Origin of the sequence: Streptomyces sp. NPDC020362, from assembly GCF_040642095.1 — a bacterium.
Classification (GTDB): Bacteria; Actinomycetota; Actinomycetes; order Streptomycetales; family Streptomycetaceae; genus Streptomyces.
Genome location: NZ_JBFAET010000012.1, coordinates 1 through 18,369, shown reverse-complemented (window position 1 = coordinate 18,369; position 18,369 = coordinate 1). Strand labels below are relative to the sequence as shown.

Annotated in this window: 12 protein-coding genes and 2 pseudogenes; 9 read left to right on the top strand and 5 right to left on the bottom strand. The window is 67.8% G+C overall.

Annotated features, from left to right (window positions below; all coding sequences use genetic code 11):
- Positions 1–12: 12 nt before the first annotated feature.
- Together AB0H32_RS07925 and rsmI are read right to left on the bottom strand one after the other, a co-directional pair.
- Positions 13–426 carry a hypothetical protein gene (locus AB0H32_RS07925; protein ID WP_361115932.1) on the bottom strand — a complete coding sequence of 138 codons (414 nt, stop codon included), beginning with the start codon at positions 424–426 and terminating at the stop codon, positions 13–15.
- Between the two features lie 411 nt (positions 427–837).
- A complete protein-coding gene (gene rsmI, locus AB0H32_RS07920; protein WP_361115929.1) occupies positions 838–1,686 on the bottom strand; it encodes a 16S rRNA (cytidine(1402)-2'-O)-methyltransferase in 849 nt (282 codons plus the stop codon).
- Between the two features lie 212 nt (positions 1,687–1,898).
- Between rsmI and AB0H32_RS07915 the strand changes: the two genes are divergently transcribed.
- Entirely contained in the window at positions 1,899–3,647 is a 1,749-nt protein-coding gene (locus AB0H32_RS07915) for a phospholipid carrier-dependent glycosyltransferase (RefSeq protein WP_361115926.1), read from the top strand.
- Positions 3,648–5,164: 1,517 nt separating this feature from the next.
- Here AB0H32_RS07915 and AB0H32_RS07910 read toward each other — a convergent pair.
- Positions 5,165–5,569, bottom strand: a complete 405-nt coding sequence (locus AB0H32_RS07910; protein WP_023547126.1) for an mRNA interferase PemK — start codon at positions 5,567–5,569, stop codon at positions 5,165–5,167.
- 166 nt (positions 5,570–5,735) lie between these two features.
- On the opposite strand from AB0H32_RS07910, the pseudogene AB0H32_RS07905 reads away from it, so the two are divergent.
- From AB0H32_RS07905 to AB0H32_RS07880, 6 genes and pseudogenes are all read left to right on the top strand, one after another.
- Positions 5,736–6,767, top strand: a pseudogene (locus tag AB0H32_RS07905) (IS701 family transposase); the annotation flags it as partial.
- 733 nt (positions 6,768–7,500) lie between these two features.
- A complete protein-coding gene (locus tag AB0H32_RS07900) occupies positions 7,501–7,911 on the top strand; it encodes a response regulator transcription factor (protein WP_361115922.1) in 411 nt (136 codons plus the stop codon).
- A 118-nt stretch (positions 7,912–8,029) separates the two neighbouring features.
- Positions 8,030–9,142, top strand: coding sequence for a thioester reductase domain-containing protein (locus AB0H32_RS07895; protein ID WP_361115919.1), 1,113 nt, complete (start codon positions 8,030–8,032; stop codon positions 9,140–9,142).
- Positions 9,139–9,369 carry an acyl carrier protein gene (locus AB0H32_RS07890; RefSeq protein WP_361115916.1) on the top strand — a complete coding sequence of 77 codons (231 nt, stop codon included), beginning with the start codon at positions 9,139–9,141 and terminating at the stop codon, positions 9,367–9,369. Before AB0H32_RS07895 ends, AB0H32_RS07890 begins: the two co-directional genes overlap by 4 nt.
- On the top strand, positions 9,366–10,589 hold the full coding sequence (locus tag AB0H32_RS07885) for a beta-ketoacyl-[acyl-carrier-protein] synthase family protein (protein WP_361115913.1): 1,224 nt from the start codon (positions 9,366–9,368) through the stop codon (positions 10,587–10,589). Before AB0H32_RS07890 ends, AB0H32_RS07885 begins: the two co-directional genes overlap by 4 nt.
- A gap of 53 nt (positions 10,590–10,642) precedes the next feature.
- Positions 10,643–12,373, top strand: coding sequence for an acyl-CoA dehydrogenase family protein (locus AB0H32_RS07880; protein WP_361115910.1), 1,731 nt, complete (start codon positions 10,643–10,645; stop codon positions 12,371–12,373).
- Positions 12,374–14,074: 1,701 nt separating this feature from the next.
- Here the strand turns inward: AB0H32_RS07880 and AB0H32_RS07875 are convergent.
- Positions 14,075–14,239 (bottom strand): annotated as a pseudogene (locus AB0H32_RS07875) (pirin family protein); the annotation flags it as partial.
- 95 nt (positions 14,240–14,334) lie between these two features.
- Here AB0H32_RS07875 and AB0H32_RS07870 point away from each other — a divergent pair.
- A complete protein-coding gene (locus AB0H32_RS07870; protein WP_361115907.1) occupies positions 14,335–15,354 on the top strand; it encodes a site-specific integrase in 1,020 nt (339 codons plus the stop codon).
- A gap of 783 nt (positions 15,355–16,137) precedes the next feature.
- Here AB0H32_RS07870 and AB0H32_RS07865 read toward each other — a convergent pair.
- Entirely contained in the window at positions 16,138–16,905 is a 768-nt protein-coding gene (locus tag AB0H32_RS07865; protein WP_361116115.1) for a transposase, read from the bottom strand.
- 333 nt (positions 16,906–17,238) lie between these two features.
- Here AB0H32_RS07865 and AB0H32_RS07860 point away from each other — a divergent pair.
- On the top strand, positions 17,239–18,369 hold a 1,131-nt coding region (locus AB0H32_RS07860), incomplete at its 3' end, for a putative T7SS-secreted protein (RefSeq protein ID WP_361115904.1).

The window sequence follows — 18,369 nt, the reverse complement described above, 5'->3', positions numbered from 1 at the left end:
CGTCCGAGGGGGTCAGCTCGCCTTGCGGTGGAACGGATGCAGGAGATCGGACAGGTGCCAGTGGTGGCGCTTGGTCCCGCCGTCGCCGCCGTCCACGCCCTGCCCGTCCGGTACGGCGGGCACCTGGGCCTGCCCGCTGTGACGGTGGTGGGCCGCGCTGCGCACCGACTCGACCTGCCCCGCGCGCATGATCCGCACGACGTGGCCGTCGCAGTTCTGGCACGCGGGCCGGCTCAACGGGGACGGCACGACGCGGCCGTCGGCGACGTACTGGACGAACTCGTGGCCGTCGGCGTCCGTGTGGTGCTCTATCTCGTACGACTGCTCCCAGCCGTGCCCGCAGCGCATGCAGGCGAACGCATACGACTCGTGAACAATGGCTGTGGCCGTACCCCGGAGGCCGGTCTGCCCTGCGATCTCACTCATGCCAGCTCCTCTTGTCCGCTGGACAAGCGCCCCGCATCGGGATTCCCCCCGGAATCCCTGGGGCGAGGGACGGGTGCGTCCCTTTGACCAGTGGACGCCTCCACGGGACCGAATGCATCAGGCCTGTCGAGTGTTGGAGGCGATTTGGACGGGGCTTGCCAAATCGGCCTCTGGACGGGGGTCTGGTCTTTGCTTTCGGCTCCCCCCTTTTGCCCTCGCATGGGGCGCGCGCTCATGGGAGAAGCTCCCTGCTCAGAGGGCGAATTTGCGCAGGCCGGGGGGGCACACGGCAGTCCCGGAAAAGGCATGGGCCCGTAGCGATGCGGGGCTCCGCCGTGTGGGCCCGACCAGCCGCACACGGCCTCTGCCACGCCGACAAGGTCAACCCCGGCGGCGATACCCGGAACCGGCCTATTCGGCCACCCGCTTGGCCGCGACCACCGCGTCGAAGACAACCCGTTTGGGCAACCCGGCCTCCGTCGCCACCGCGGCGATCGCCTCCTTGCGCCGCTCGCCCGCCTCCTCGCGGACCCGCACCCTGCGCACCAGTTCCTCGGCGTCCAGTTCCTCGGGGCCGGCCGCGGGGGCGCCCTCCACGACGACGGTGATCTCCCCGCGCACGCCCTCGGCGGCCCACCGGGCCAGCTCGGCGAGCGGACCGCGGCGTACCTCCTCGTACGTCTTGGTCAGCTCGCGGCAGACGGCGGCCCGCCGGTCGGCGCCGAAGACCTCGGCCATGGCGGCAAGGGTGTCGTCGAGCCGGTGCGGGGCCTCGAAGTAGACGAGCGTCCGCCGCTCGGCGGCGACCTCGCGCAGCCGGGACAGCCGCTCCCCGGCCTTGCGGGGCAGGAAGCCCTCGAAGCAGAACCGGTCGACGGGCAGCCCCGACAGGGCGAGGGCGGTGAGCACGGCGGAGGGACCGGGGACGGCGGTGACCCGGATGTCCTTCTCCACGGCGGCCGCCACCAGCCGGTAGCCGGGGTCGGAGACCGACGGCATCCCGGCGTCCGTGACGAGCAGCACGCGTGCGCCGCCGAGCAGCTCCTCGACCAGCTCAGGGGTGCGCGCGGACTCGTTGCCCTCGAAGTACGACACGACGCGGCCCTTGGGCGTCACGCCCAGCGCCTGGGTGAGCCGGCGCAGCCGCCGGGTGTCCTCGGCGGCGACGACGTCGGCGCCGGCCAGCTCCTCGGCCAGCCGGGGCGGTGCGTCCGCGGTGTCGCCGATGGGGGTACCTGCCAGGACAAGGGTTCCAGTCACGCCCCCATCCTCCCAGGGCCGGGGGAAAGCTCCTCCCGGCACCCGGAGGCGGCGTGCTCGGGGGCCCCGGCCGGGCACCTGCCGCGGGGCTCCCGGGCCTGCGGCAGAGGGGCGGCCGGGGCTTCGGCAGGGGGGCGGCCCGGAACGACCCCGCCCCAACCGGTACCGCCCATGCACGGGACTCACACAGAAGGGTTCCCTACGATGGCGCGGTGACCAGTACCGCGTCCTCCACGGACCTCCGGCAGGGCCAGGCGCCGCACGACCAGCGGCCGTCGTGGCAGCAGCGGCTGCGCCGATTCGGGTACACGCCCGTCCAGGAAGCACCCTCGGGCGACGTACGCGACCGCCTGGTGCCGCCGTACGCCGAGCCGAGCCCGCGCCTGTGGCAGGTGCTGGGTCTCCCGCCGGTCCTCGCGGAGCGGATCGCCCGCTGGTCGGGCTGGGGCGGTCCACTGCTGGTGACGCTGATGGCGGGCCTGATGCGGTTCTGGAACCTGGGCAGCCCCCGTGCGGTGATATTCGACGAGACGTACTACGCCAAGGACGCCTGGGCGCTCGTCCACCGCGGCTACGAGGTCAACTGGGACAAGAACGCCAACGACCTCGTCCTGCAGACGCACGGGCACCTCACCATTCCCACGGACGCGGCCTATGTCGTGCACCCGCCGGTCGGCAAGTACGTCATCGGCCTCGGCGAGCTGATGTTCGGGTTCGACCCGTTCGGCTGGCGGTTCATGACGGCGTTGCTGGGGACCCTCTCCGTCCTGCTGCTGTGCCGGATCGGCCGCCGGATGTTCCGCTCGACGTTCCTCGGCTGTCTGGCGGGCGCGCTGATGGCGGTCGACGGCCTGCACTTCGTGATGAGCCGGACCTCGCTGCTCGACGGCGTGCTGATGTTCTTCGTGGTCGCGGCGTTCGGCTGCCTGATCGTCGACCGGGACCGGTCGCGGCAGAGACTGGCGGCGGCGCTCCCCGCGGGCGCCGACGGCCGGGTCCGCCCGGACGAGCACGTCGGCGACACCTTCCGTTTCGGCTGGCGCCCCTGGCGCTGGGGGGCCGGGCTGATGCTGGGCCTGGCCTTCGGAACGAAGTGGAACGGCCTCTACATCCTGGCCGCGTTCTGCGTCATGGCGGTGCTGTGGGACGTCGGTGCCCGCAGGACGGCCGGGGCCCGGCACCCGTACCAGGCCGCCCTCAAGTACGACACCGGCATCACCTTCCTGGCGACGGTCCCGGTGGCGATCGGCGTCTACCTGCTCTCCTGGATCGGCTGGATCCTCTCCCCCACCGACGGCAGCGGCGGCTACTTCCGCAACTGGGCGGCGACCGACGGCAAGGGCGGCAACTGGACGTTCCTGCCGGACTGGCTGCGCAGCCTGTGGCACTACGAGCACGAGGTCTACAACTTCCACGTCCACCTGTCGTCCCCGCACACCTACCAGTCCAACCCGTGGAGCTGGATCGTGCTGGGCCGCCCGGTGTCGTACTTCTACGAGTCCCCCTCGCCCGGCGCGGACGGCTGCCCGGCCGACGCCGGGCAGAAGTGCGCCCGCGAGGTGCTGGCCATCGGCACGCCGCTGCTGTGGTGGGCGGCCTGCTTCGCGATCCTGTACGTGCTGTGGCGGTGGCTGCTGCGCCGCGACTGGCGGGCCGGCGCCATCGCCTGCGGGATCGCGGCCGGCTACCTGCCCTGGTTCATGTACCAGGAGCGGACGATCTTCCTGTTCTACGCGGTCGTCTTCCTGCCGTTCCTGTGCCTGGCGGTGGCGATGCTGATCGGCGCGGTCGTCGGCCCGCCGGGCTCGTCCGACACCCGCCGGGTGATCGGCGCGTCGGCGGCGGGCGTCCTGGTCCTGCTCATCGCCTGGAACTTCATCTACTTCTGGCCCCTGTACACGGGCACCGCGATCCCGATCGACAGCTGGCGGTCGCGGATGTGGCTGGACACCTGGGTGTAGCTGGGCAGACACGCCACGACGGCGCAGCAAGCTGCTGCGCCGTCGTGGTCGTTGTTGGTCGTCAGCGGCCGTCGCTGGTCCCCCTCCGACGGCCCGGAGACGGCCCAGTACGGGCACTCAGCAGATTTACAGCGGGCTGGCTCCGCCCAGCCTGATTAGGTCTTTCCTTCTCTGCCGTGCCATCTGGGGGACACGTGGGGGAGGCAGCGCCCTTGGACTCATCGGGCGACGCTGTTCGGGGCTCACGTCGACCGCTGTTGCCGTCAAGAACTACCCGTCAAGCACAGTCAGACGTTCTGGCTCGTCTCGGCCTGCCGAGCGTGGTCGGCCAGGCTTTACAGCGCGTTGCATCGTCGTCCTCGTGGGCACGTAGCCGCTGAAGAGCCCGCCGCCGCACCGCTGAGTATCCGCTGCACTACAGACTGGGACTCTCCGAGCGCGGGTGGAGGCAAGCCGGGTGTCTCATGCGGCCGGGCTGACGGTGATGACGGATTCAACTCCGGCCCCCTCTTTCCTCCGGGAGCAACCCCCCGTTTTGCATCGCCAGCGAGGCAACAAAGGGGAGAGCAGCGAAAGAAACCGACCCCCCGCCCCGTAATTGAAAACCTGAATCCTCAAATTGGGAACCATTGCCGGCAAGCACGGGAACGTCGAGGCGTACACTCTCTACCATCACTACCAGGTCCGAATCATGTTCGGTACGGTCGACGTATTTAAGCCTATTGGCGTATGCTTCAACCAGTGGCTGGATTAGATAGCCGCCATTAATCGCAACACATGAAAGGGTGACTCCATGACGCAGGTGGCTCGAAAACTAGTCATTGGAGTCACCCTTTTACTCTCATGTATCTCATGCACTTCAGGAAGCGGGAACAGCGACGCGCCTGAACCATCAGCTGATCAATTCGGACACCTGAGCCAGCTTAAGTCTATCGACTCGAATGAGGAGCGCCTTATTGCGGCGGATGAATTCCCGCCTCAATCTCAGGCCCCTAAAGTCATAGGTGAGGTTCGCAAGGGATCTTACCGCCTGATCGCGTACATCCAGGATGGCTCCTGTGGCCTTCGGGTAGCCAATGCGAAGGACTCTAAGCAATCGCTAATCCATATCACTTCAGCATGGCCCAGAAATGACTCAGAAGGAAGCGCAAGCTACCCCGCCGGCCCCTACGGTTTCGCCTCGGCAGCGGGTCCGAGCGGATCCAGAATTTGGGCTTCGCTGGGTTGCAGCAAGTCAGCGATAGTGATCAATTACTCGTCGCGGGATCATGGATCTGCTTCTGAGCAGCGGGGTAGCGCTACAATCAAGGAGCGCCGCAAGGACCCCGGAACTATGACTCTAATCATCGGTTCGCGGGAAGCTCGCGAGAGAATTATTCCTCGGGTCTAACAAGGGCTAGTACTCCAGCCGTAGATCGTGATCTCGGTGGTGAGGGGCGCCGAGGCAGCAGGTGGCCAGCGTCGATCATCTCGCCCGAGATCGCCCACGCCGTCGCGGGCGTCGGCTCCTTCTCCGTCTACCCGAGTTCACCGAGACGGAGGGCATCCCTTATCTCGCTGAGCTTCGCGGTCGTGGCCGGGGTCCGCTCCTGCGCTTGTTCAGCGAGTCGGAGGGCGTCGTCAATCTCGCTGAGCTTCACGGAGGACAGGACGGCCGCCCGCTCTATCAGGTCGTCCCGGGACACAGTGGTCAGCCACGTGCACGGGGTGAAGCCTGGACGCGGGAACGCGAGCCGCAGCACGCCTTCGAACGGCAGTCCTTCACCGGCGCCGACCGTCACTTCGATGCCCAGACCGCTGATGTCGACGCCCGCCGGAGCGACGACCTGCATCACCCGGATCCCGGACGTGTCGTCTCCCGACAGCAGTACGACCAACCTCCGCTCGTCGAACTGGACCCACCAGACTTCGCCACGTTGCACAAGTCCTCCAGACACATGACGGCAGACAGACGCTGCGCGACCCCGACGCGCTGTGGAGACGGGTGCGGCCACCGTTGATCATCGGTGTGTGAAGACTGAAGATCATGCGGTGGCCGCAGGTCACAGCGTAGACCCTGCCCGCTGGCAGGAGGCGTTCGAGGGCCTGATGGCCCGGATCGCGGGCCGGTTCGCACGGGTCGAACCCCGACGTCGGGTCGGGCGGTTGGTGCTCGGGCTGCTGTCGGACCTGCCGCGCAAAAACTGCTGGACCATCGCAGAGTGGGCCGGAGAGAGCACCCCGGACGGCATGCAGCACCTGCTCGGGCGGGCCAAGTGGGACGCCGACCAGGTCCGCGACGACGTGCGGGCCTACGTGGTGGAGCATCTGCGGGACGACCAGGCGGTTCTGGTGGTCGACGAGACCGGCGACGTGAAGAAGGGCACCGACACCGTCGGTGTCCAGCGCCAGTACACCGGCACCGCGGGCAGGATCGAGAACGCGCAGGTCGCCGTCTATCTCGTCTACGCCGGCCGCCGCGGACACGCCGCGGTAGACCGGGAACTGTACGTTCCGCGTTCCTGGACCTCGGACCCCGACCGCTGCCGGGCCGCCGGACTCGGTGACAAGACCGAATTCGCGACCAAACCGCAGCTTGCCGCCCGCATGATCACCCGATTCCTGGACGCCGGCCACCGGGCCGCCTGGGTCGCGGGAGACGAGGTCTACGGCGGCAACCCGACGCTACGCGCCGCGCTGGAAGAACGCGGCACCGACTACGTCCTCGCGGTGGCCTGCTCGCACGAAGTCACCACAGGCGCCGGGAAGTTCCGCGCGGACACGCCGGCCAGGAAGGTGCCCAAGAGGGCCTGGCAGAAGCTGTCCGCAGGGAGCGGAGCCAAGGGGCCGCCGCTTCTACGACTGGGCCGTCATCGACCTCACCGACCCCGGCCCGGGAGCCGGCAGTTGCTGATCCGCCGCAACCGCAGTACTGGCGAACTCGCGTACTACCGCTGCTACTCGCCGACCGCCGCAGTGCCGCTGACCACCCTGGTGCGCGTCGCTGGATCAAGGTGGCGGGTCGAGGAGTTTTTCCAGTCCGGCAAGGGCCTGGCGGCCTTGGACGAGCACCAGGTCCGCCGCTACCCGTCCTGGTCCCGCTGGGTCACCCTGGCCATGCTCGCGCACGCCTTCCTCGCCGTCGTCCGCGCGAACGAACACGACCGCGATCCCGCACCAGACGCCCTCATACCGCTCGCCTGCAACGAGATCCAACGGCTGTTCATCACGCTCGTCATCCGGCCCGCCTTTGACCCGGTCCACCGGCTCGGCTGGTCCGACTGGCGACGCCGCCACCAGGCCCGATCCCAGACCAGCCACTACCGGCGGCAAGCCGCTCGAACGTGAAGATCACGATTTACGGCTGGAGTACTAGACAGACGCCGTTACTCGGCCATTGCAGTGCCGGGCCCGGACTCGCCGCGTTCCACGGGAACGCCGTTCGATCCGTGGGCGAGGGCATGTTTCGGAGAGGGAGCCGGCGGCACCCACGCTGCGTGACGTCCGGCGGTCGATGTCGTGCCGCGTGGCTGGTGTTCGTGCATCGGTGGTTCGCCCTGAAACGAGCGGCAACGCGCTGACCACAGAAACCTACTCGCGTCACCAATTGGAGTGTGACGCGGCGCCACGCGCCTGTTTCGCTGCGCAAGTGCTTGCAGTGCAACTTCTGCATCCTGTCGCGCTTCGTGCCTCTGTTTGCCCGAACAGTCCACAGGGATCGGCTGCTGTGCCTACGGGCAACAGGGCAATTCACCTATGGAACCCTGCCGATGTCCCCGTACCAGCATCTCCATGTGGGTGGCTCATGCACGACAGCCCAGTCCTTGACGATGGCGACCAGGGGTGTGCCTCGTGTCGAACGCCGACGTTTCAGGTGGAGGCGCTGGCTGCCGCGATGCGGGTGCTGGAGGCGGCCCTGGCGGTGATGCAGGCGCTGCTGGCGGAGTTGGCGAGCACTGGCCGGCCGGACACGGGAACGGTCGGGGCCGAGACAGGGTGGGCTGGGAGCGAGGCGGTAGTTTCACAGCTCACCAGGCGCGAGCGGCAGGTGTTGGAACTCCTGACGCAGGGGCTGTCGAATCGCGCGATCAGCGCCGAGCTGGGGATCGCGGAACGCACGGTGAAGAACCATGTCCAGTCGATCTTCACCAAGCTCGGTACCCACACCCGCACCGAAACGGTGCACCTGGCTCTCACTGGCCGGCGCCCGGTTGCGGGACACCTTCGTGTTTCCGCGCAGCGCAAGAGTGCCGATCAGCCCGGTCCTTTCGGCCTGGACCGATGAGCCTCTAGGCAGTGCCCCGGCCCGGCGCGAAGGCTGAAACGGAGACGGCGCGCGAGGCTGGGGTGCGGTGACATCCCCAGTGCGACTGCCGCGACGGGTTCGACGACAGGGATGGGCGATGCTGCTGTTGACGGGTGCCACCGGGTTTCTCGGCTCGCGGCTGTGTGCTGAACTGCTGCGCCGCACCGACCGGGACATCGCGTGTCTGGTCCGCTCAGACGACGCCGAAGAGGCGGAGCGCAGGGTACGTGCACGGCTTCAGCGGCAGGACTCCGACGTGGCGTCGTACGGCCGGCTGCGATGCGTGCCGGGCGACTTCACGCGGCCGTTCCTCGGCCTCGCTGCCGGGGCTTGGCGGCAGTTGGGCCGACAGGTGACGGAGGTTTACCACTGTGGGGCATCGGTGAACATGGCCGCCCCGTATGAGCACCTGGCGCCGGTGAACGTCGACGGAACCGCGCGAGTGCTGGAGTTTTGCCAGGCCGCGGGGGTGGAACGGCTGCACCATGTCTCGACGCTGGGCGTCTTTCTCAGCGCGCGCCGGACGGGCATGCGAGTGGTGGGCGAGGACGCGGTGCCGTCTGCCGCCACTTGCAGCGACATCGGCTATCCGCGGTCGAAGTACGAGGCGGAGCTGCTGGTACTTCAGGCGGCCGCACGGGGACTTGCAGTGCGGCTGTACCGGCCGGGCGTGGTGTTGGCGGATTCCCGAAGCGGCGCCTGCCCGACCGACGACTTCACGGCACGGTTGCTGGCCGCGATGGTGGCCAGCGGAGTGTTTCCGCGGACGGGCAATGTGCTGCGCACCGTCGCCGCCGATCACGCCGCCCAGCAGATCGCCGTGCTGTCGCTGGCCGCCGATGCGGACAGGATCGCCTTTCCGGTCACTCGCCCGGAGCCGTTCCCCATTACGGAGTTCTGGCACCAGGCCCGGTCCTTCGGCTACCGGATTCAGGCGACCACGCCGGTCGGCTGGTCTGCCGCACTGAAGGCCCTGGGGCCCCGACGGCCGGCCCTGGCGATGCGCGCACTGGGAATCTCCCGCTTCATGCTCGGCCTGGAGAAGGACGCCGTGTTGCCGGACTTCGACTGCGAGCTGACCACCAGGCTTGCCGCCGACCTGGGGGTGGTCTCCCCGCCCATGGATACCGCCTATTTCGCCCGCATGTTCACCCAGTTGATCGATCGCGGGGTCATCCACGGCCCGCTATCGGACGGAGAGTCACCATGACCACGGCCACATCGCTCCAGCAGGCGCTCATCGCGTTCCAGGTTTCAGCAGCGGACATCACCGATGCGGCCACCCTCACCGAGCTCGGGCTGGACTCACTTGCGGTAGTGGAGCTCATCGACACACTTGCCGCCGAGCTGGACCGGCCCCTGGCGGACGACACGCTGCACCCGGCCATGACCGTCGCGGAGGCGATCGCGGCCCTGGAGCGAGGTGGCGCAGCATGATCACCTCGACGGTACCGGAGGTGGTGATCACCGGCATTGGCGTGGTCAGCGCGGCTGGTGTGGGCACCCATGCCGCCTGGAGTACGGTGCTGGCCGGGCACGGAACGGCCCGCCGCGATGCACGGTCGGCCGGGCTGGCGGTGGATGTCGTATGCCGGGTGCCTGACTTCGATCCGGCGGCTCGGCTGGGCGGGATGTGGGCGCGGCGCACCGACCGCTACAGCCAGCTTGCCTTCGTCGCGGGCGCCGAGGCTTTGACCATGGCCGAGTTGGACCCGGCGCAGTGGGACGGCACTCGGGTCGGAGTGGTGATCGGGACCGGCTTCGGCGGTGTGTCCACTTTGAACGAGCAGGTGCTCCGTCTGGAACGCGGTGAGAAGGTCTCGGCGACCACCGTGCCGTTGTACGCGCCGAACATGCTGCCGGGACAGTTGTCACTCATGTGGGGCGCCACGGGCCCGAGCCTGACCGTCTCCACGGCCTGTGCTTCGGGGACCACAGCGATCGGCACGGCCTCGGCGCTGATCCGATCCGGGGTGTGCGACATCGTCCTTGCCGGCGGCAGTGACGCCCCGATCATCCCGGTCATCTCGGCCGCTTTCGCCCGCATGGACGCCCTTGCTTCCGGTGGCACGGACCCCGCCACCGCGTCCCGGCCGTTCGATGTCAGCCGCGGTGGCTTCGTCCTCGGCGAAGGGGCAGCCATTCTGGTGTTGGAGCGTGAGGCGCATGCTGCCGGCCGCCGGGTACCGGCAATGGCGCGGCTGGCCGGGTTCGGTGCCTCCGCCGATGCCCACCACATCACCGATCCGCACCCGCAGGGCTGCGGCCTTCAGCAGGCGATCACCACGGCGCTGGCCCAGGCCGGTGCGACCGCAGGGGAGGTCGACCACGTCAACGCCCACGCCACCGGCACCCCCAAGGGTGATCTGATCGAAGCAACGATGCTCGGCCGGCTGGTGGGCCACGCAAGTGTCACCGCGACCAAGGGAGCCCTCGGACACACCGTAGGCGCGGCTGGTGCCATCGAGGCAGCGCTCACGGTGAAGGCCATCACCGAGCAGACTGTGCCGCCCACCGCCAATCTCGACCGTCTCGATCCGCAGGTCGATCTGGACGTCGTCGCCGACAGTGCCCGCACCCAGCGGATCCGGTTGGCGTTGAGCAATTCCGTCGGTTTCGGCGGCCAGAACGCTGTCCTGGCCCTGGCCGTGCCCTGAGCGGCTCCAAAGGCGCCGACAGATCACCGACAGGACGAGAGAACGGAGGAGCAGTGACAGATGTGGTGGCGACCGGCCGTGCGCCGACCCCGGCGTACGGCGGTCGGTGGGGACTGACGCGGATCACCGAAACGGCGGATGCCCAGGTGAGCGCCCGTCGCGCCGACGAACAGATCGCCTGGCTGCGCGAGTACGCCTCCCGGCGCATCAACTCATGGCTGATCGACGAGCGGCGTTGCATCCCCCCGTACATCGCCCAGGACTTCGGAGCCGCCGGCTTGTTCGGCCCGCTCATCGAGGAGCGCTACGGAGGAACCGGGATGCACTTCGGTGACCTGTTCAGGGTGTTCGAACAGCTGGTGGCGATCGACACGACGCTCGGCACGTGGCTGGGCACCTCTGTCTTCCCCGGCACCCGAGCGCTGTCGGTATGGGCCGGCGACCAGGTCAAACAGGACTGGCTTCCGCTGCTGGCCACCGGCCGGACCCTGGGCGCCTATGCGCAGACCGAGGCCGCCGCGGGCAGCGACTTCTCCCAGCTCACCACGCTGGCCACGCCGGACGGCGCGGGGTGGCGGCTCAACGGCAGCAAACAGCTCATCGGCAACGGCACCTGGGCCGGGATCTGCACCGTCCTCGCCCGAGGGCAGGCAGCCCCGGGCGCACGCACCTCGCTGATCGCGCTGGCGGTGCCCACCGCCACCCCGGGCGTGTACCCCGGTGAGGAACACCTCACCTTCGGCCAGCGTGGCATGGTGCAGAGCCGTCTGCACTTCGCCGACGTCGCGGTATCCGCCACGCAGCTGCTGGGCGACGGAGACGGCCGTGCCGTCGCCATGGACTCCATGAGCGCCTCCCGACTCGCCATCGCCGCCTGCGCCCTCGGTACCCTGAAGCGGATCATCCAGCTCGCCGGCCGGTTCGCCGACCGACGCCGGACCGGCGGAGCGGCATTGAAGGAACGGGCCTGGGTGCGGTTGTGGCTGGCGGACACCCTCGCACGCACCGACATCCTGCACGCCATGGTGTATGACCTTTGCGGCCGACTGGACACCGGCCAATCGGTGGAGATCGAGCCACTCATCGGCGCTAAGGTGCTGGGCTCGGAATGGGCCACCGAGGCCGCCGACCGGCTGATGCAACTGATGGGCGGACGCGGCTACGACGAGGCCAACATCGCCGCGCGCATGTACCGGGACGTGCGCGTCTACCGCACCTTCGAAGGGCCCAGTGAGGCACTGTGCGACTTACTCGGCCGCCGCGCACTACGGCAACCTGCCAAGGTGCAGGAGGTACTCGCTCGTTGCTGCAGCCCCGACCTGGCAGAGCGGTTTTCCGCCGCTCTCGGCGAGCTGCGCCCGCACGGCGGGGCCGCCGCGGACACATCGCATGCCCCGGTGGCCGCGGCAATGCTGTGGACCCTGGCTGCAGGCGCCGTACGCCGGCACGCCCCACACCACACACACGCCCAGGATGTCGCCGAACACAGGCTGCAGCAGGCCCTGGAGCAAGTCCGCGCAGTCTGCCGCCAGCCGGCGACGACGGTCTCGGACGACCTGCTGAGCGACGCCCTCCACCGCTACCAGCAGTCCATCGGCGACGTTGCCCAGCACCTTCCCGGATCCCGCACCGACGTCGACGTCCTTCTCAGCGCAACCTCCAACGACCCAGGCAGCACGCCGTCGGACGCGCGCAGCCAGGACTGCCTGCCCGCACCAGCGGCGCTGCTCACCGGAAAGCCGGTCGCGCAAGCCCGTGGCACACGGGACGGATCCCTCCCATGACCGGTGCCGCAGCAGCACCCTGGGCGATGACTCCCACGCGCACCGACGCGGCTCGGAGACAGTCGCCCGCCGCGTGGTGGCGCTACCGACCGACCGGTTCCCCAAGGCCACCGGCGAGATCATCCACGCCGACATCGGTCTTCATGTGATCGGCCGCTGACCGAGACGCACATCATGCCCAGCCCCGGTCCGTGCCCCTGCCACGTCCGGCTTGCCACCTCTTCCGGGCCGGTTGACCTGTGGTGGCAGTCGCACTCCACCCCACCGGCCCACGGCAGCGGACGCGGTCTGCTCTCTCACGTCCTCAGCCAGACCATCGATTTCCCACCCAGGCAACTTGTCCTCCACGAACACGAAGTCGGCCATCCCGCCCTCCCTTTTCCTCAGTGCACCCCCGCACTACGACTGAGCGTCGCCCAGAGCGGCACGCTGCTCATCGCCGCCCTCGCCTACGGTGTGAATATCGGAATCGGCATGGACACACCGCGCACTTCCCCCTGCCCCCCTGCTGCGTCTGGTCCTGACCGCACGCGAAAGTGCGTGCCTGTCCAGTTTGCCGTCCATCGGCGGGACGCCGCCTACCAGCGGATGCGAACGAGGAAGGAAGCCGTCGCACAGGTCGTCAGCTGGCCCCTGCTACGTGCCCTGATCGACATCGACATCGACATCCTGCTGCACCCACACCCCCATGTCGGACGTCTGAGTAAGGACCACCACCCCACCGGCTGGCAACTGTACGCACTCCAGCCACCCATCCGGGCCGCGACCGTGACCCTGGCGCTCCTCACTCCGTCGACCGAACGTAGCCACGCTCACCACTCGATGCGGCAACGGGACCGATGCGGTTGGCTCCCCATTCAGTGAACCAGCAGTCCCCGGTGGAGGCCGCGACGATGACGTGGGGTTCGGCCGTGCGGTCGGGGAGCAGGACGGGCGAACGCGGTGATCTCTTCATTGCTGGTGATGCGGCCGATTGGGCCGGGTTCAGTTGTCTGAACCACAGGGCGCCGTCGGGGCCGGTGGCGATGCCGTAAGGCCCAGCCCCCTTGTCCGCCACGGAGGCCGACCCGCGAGCGCCATGACGTGCTCGCGGACAGCTGGGCTTGGCCGACGAAGCCCCGGGAGACGAGTATGCGGTAGCCGCCGTCGCCCCCCTGACCCGCCGGATACGCACGAACCACGCACAGTCGGGGGAGACGTACGGATCCAAGCGGATCACCGCTGAACTCCATGACGGCGGCCTGCTCGTCGCGGATGCTGCGCGCGATGCCGGCACTGACTGCGACGGAGACGTGGAATTTGCGCAGTGCCACGACACCAGCACGTGTCTCGCTCTTCGTTTGCGGAGACCCGATAACCCGGACGCTGCGGTCAGCATGGTTCCGAAGAGGGTGGGCTTCCGCGCTCGCCGAGGAAAGGGCGATCCGCCGGCGACTCGCGGCGCGAGTTCGAGAACGCGGTGGTGAGAGGGGCGCGGAAAGTGTGACGGGAGCCCTCACAGATACCTGACTGTCTGTCAGTGACGTCGGCATTGGGTCAGCATCAGTCCGACCAAAGCTGACCACGGCTGGCGAAACTTGCACTTCACGGTGGAGTCGAACGAGTGGTGTGAGGAGGGTTTGCTCACGCGGTCTGAGCGAACCGGGCGGGGTGCGTTTCACCTCGCCCGGCAATGTGCGCGCAGAATCGGAAAATCGCAGCTCAACGCGCTCGACCCCGCGGCTTCAACGGCACAGCCGGCAGCTCCGGCGCAGGCAGCGGATCCCCGTCGTACCCCTTCACTTCCCCGAACCTCGTCCCGTTCGCCCAGTCCTCACGGGCCTGCTTGATGTCGTCCTGCGTGCGTCCGACGAAGTTCCACCACATATCACGGGATCTGCGGTTCTTCCCAGGTCAGAGGTATCGCACACCCTCGGGCGTCAGCAAAAGGTCAGCATCGGACGCCGAGGAGTCACCACCACATGGCAGCACGCGCGCTCGCCCGCGGCATGGGCACCTTCTTCAAGGACTGCGAACACTCTGAGTCCCGTTGGTCGAAGTGCCTGCACGAGTACAAGATCAGGTACCGCAACGCGGCGGCCAAGCAGACCGAGGAGGCCGGCTTCGCTACGCAGGACAGGGCGATTGCTCGTTTGACGGAGATCTACAATGAGAAGAAGGCGACGTCCCGCTCCCAGTCGAAGGCGGAGCGCATCCAGAAGTACGGGACGATGCGGTTCGAGGAGTACACCGAGGAATGGAAAGTCGGCCAACGGCACCTGGCCGTCTCGTCGGTACGGCACCTCGACTCGCTCCTGGAGCATCACCTCTACCCGGCGCTCGGCAGTCGGCGGATGAACTCCTTCGACCATAAGGTGGTCGACGGTTTCATCCGCAGCATGGAGCGCGCGCGAACGGGACTGGCCACTCAAGCGAACGCCTTCGACAAGCTGCGCGCGATCCTCCTCGATGCGCAGCGGCTCGGCATCTTCACTGACAACCCGCTTGCAGGCGTCAAACCGCCCCAGTACGACCCAGCACGAGCCGTGATCCCGTCCCTCGAACAGCTCCGCACGATACGTACCGCAGGCGACGACGCCTTCATGCTGATTGTCGACCTGATGGCCGGCTGCGGCCTGCGGAACGGAGAGGCTGCCGCGGTGAACCTCAAGAACATCGTGGCCGACGACGTGTACCGGGTCACCGAACAGGTCGTTTTGTCGACGCGGCAGTACGGGCCGCTCAAGCACAGGAAGGCGGGGGAGTACCGCGATGTGCCCCTACCGGCTCGGATCAGGGAGACGGTCGAGTGGTACGCCAAGAAGTACGGCACGGTTGACGGCTACTTGCTCCGCCAGCAGATCGACCCGCGCAAGCCGTATCCGCATTGGGGGATGGACAACCAGTGGCGGAGGATCAGGGCATCGGGCAAGGTGGACATCCCGGAAGGGATGGTGCTCTACGGGGTCCGAGTTTCGGTGCATCTCGGTACACCCACGTGATCGACATGTTCAGATACTCGGCGGTCTGCTTGGCGTTCATGAACTGCGCGGGCATGCAGGGTCCTCAAGGTCACGTGGGTCGAGAAGGCCCAAGCCTCCCCCGCAGAGCACGGTTTGCCGACGCGGCGTATCGAGTGGTAGCGAAACGCTCCCTCGTGGTTTCCAAGTGCCGGTATCTGAGCATTGGCCTCAGGGCCGCTCCGCAGTAGGTGACTCGACAGGGGAGACAGCAGTTGCATGGTCTGCTGGTGGCACACGGCCTCGCCCGCTTCGTACCTGCGGCAACGGGTGGAATCGCCCAATGCGAAGCCGTATTGGTCCGCACTTGGTCCGGATCTTGGTATGTGGTGCCAGTGAAGGAGTTTCCCGCGATACTACATGGCACAGGTTGTAGTTGGTGTCTTGTGGGGTCCAGCTGGTCCAGGAAAGGAGTGTTTTCGCAGGTCAGGTTCTTGTGGTCCAGGTGCGTCGACGCCAATGGCGACACGCGTGTGATAGCAGGTGAGAGGTGAGGGACCCCGTCGGCTGGTTCCGGCGAGGGTTTCGGCGTTCGGGGATGGGCCTGGTACGTGGTGTTCGTTGCGGTCCCACGGACGGGACTGTCTGGTCGGTGGGTTTTCCAAGGCGGCAGGCCGCACACAGAGTCGCCGCCAGGTTGCTGACAGTCTCTCATGAACGATCAAGACTAGTCCTGGGGGCTGCGCAGAACTGGCCTGCCCAGCGGCATGGGGAGCCTATGGAGCCATCGCCGTTGGCTAGAGGTTGTCCCGTATGGGTCCTGAGTTATTGGGTGAGGGCCAGGTTGTGGAGTCGGGCGATGCCGAGTATGGCGTGGTGAACGCCGTTGCCTTTGAGTCGGCAGTCCCGCAGGACCTTCCAGTTCTTCAGTCGGGACAGGGCGTGTTCGACTCGGGCTCTGGCGCGGCGATGGACGGCGTTGTCCGTCTCCTGCTGCGGGCTGAGATGCGTCTGCCCGCGCCGTCTGCGGTGCGGGATGAGCAGGCCGGTTCCCTGGTAGCCGCCGTCGGCGATGGTGGGGGCTCCGCGGCAGACCCGGTCGACGCCGGACTCCGTTAACGCCCGGCAGTCGTTGCGGCTGCCGGGCAGCGGCAGGCCGATGGCCACGACCAGGCGGCTGTTGGCGTCGATCACGACCTGCAGGTTGGTCGAGTACCGGTAGTTCTTGCTGGACGCGGCGATACTGCGATCGCGGGTGGGCACGAGGGTGCCGTCGACGATGTATACGGTGTCCTTGCGTGGCCGGCGGGCCGGCGAGATGGCCAGCAAGGGTGCCAGATGGTCCAGGATGCGGTCGGCTGCTGACTTCGAGACCCCGAACAAGGGCGCCACCTGCCGCAATGTGAGGTTCGTGCGCCAGTAGGTGGCCACCAGCAACACCCGGTCCTCGAGCGGCAGCCGCCAGGGCCGGCCCCGCTGGACATCACCACCCCGGCGTCGGACCAGCGCCACCAGCCTGGCGAACTGCACCTCGGTCAGGCCCGAGAACGGTTCGATCCACTTCGGATCATCTGCTGAGATCACCCCACCCATGCCCAGCCAACGCACCAACCACCCCACCGGTTACGGGACAACCTCTAGCACTCCAGTCAGAAATTGCTGCCTGAGCTGGTCCGTTTCATTGGTCCGGGAATGGTGGGGATGGATGAAGCCGGTTTGTGAGCCGCGGAGTTGGACTCGCTACTCGGACGGGTCGCGGACCGGTTCTCGAGAGTGGACTCACACGGAGCCCTGGCGAATGAGTTCGAAGCGACATCGGATCCGGCTGCGAGGCGGACTTCGGCTCGAACTCGGTTTGAACCTTTCGCGACACCGCCCCCGTGTACCTGGCGAACAGCACCCACAGGAACCGGACGGGGGATCCCAATGGCACGTCGGAACGCGAGTCCCGAGGACTTCCAGCTCGTCGGCATGGACTCGGACCCGACACCCGGCGACCCTGACCTGATCCAGGGAGTGATGCAGCGGTACCGGGACATCGGGGACGCAGCGGAGAAGGCGTTGAACGTCCTGAAGAAGGACGGCACCATCTCGCAGGGCCGTGGTTCGGCGATGGACCAGCTGAAGAAGAAGATCGGCGACGATCTCCCCGACAAGCTGACCAAGACCATGACCTCCTACCACGACGCGGCCCAGGCATACAGCGACTACATGCCGCGGCTGCGCGAGGCCCAGGACACCTTCGACCGGGCGGTGGACCAGGCGCGAGCCGCCGCACCACGGGCGAACCAGACGCCCAGGGACCTCGGCGCCAACCCTACGGACGAGGAGAAGTCCGAAGCGCGCAAGACCCAGGACGCCATCGACGCCGGCCGGTCCGAGCTGAGCGCGGCCAAGGGCCTGGCCGAACAGGCCAAGTCCATGCGGGAGAGCGCGCAGCGCCAGTGCGCCGACGTACTGGACCGAGCCGCGAAGGAGGCGATTCCGGAGCGAAACGTCTTCCAGAAGATCGCCGACTTCTTCAAGGACTTCCCGTTCGTCCAGATCCTGCTGGCCGTCCTGGTCGCCGCCGTGGCGGTGTTCTTCCCGGTGGTCGGCGCGCTGCTCGCCGGAGCACTGTTCCTCTTCAATCAAGTCGTGGCCAGTCAGACCGGCGGGATCAAGGCCGGTGACTTCGTCGTCGGTCTGCTCGGGCTCGTCCCTGGCGGCTCCCTGCTGAAGCTCGGCGGCAGGGCGGTCGAGGCGATCGCCCCGGCCGCCGTGGCCGCGGTGAAGAACTCCGGCTTCATCGCCAAGAGCACCGCCTCGCTCACCAAGATCGGGGAGTCCTTCACCAACAGCAAGATCGTGAGCGGTGTCCTCGCCAACCCCGCCGGCAGGGTGGGTGCGGAGATCACCGGCAGCTTCGTGCAGAACTCGGTGCTGGAAGTGGGCGCCAAGGCGGCCAACCACGACAAGATCACGGCCGCTGGTGTGTTCGCGGGGGCCGCGGCCGGGGCTGTGGCCGGGGCCGCCTTCAAGGGCGGCCTCGACAAGATTGGGAAGGCCCGAGGGAAC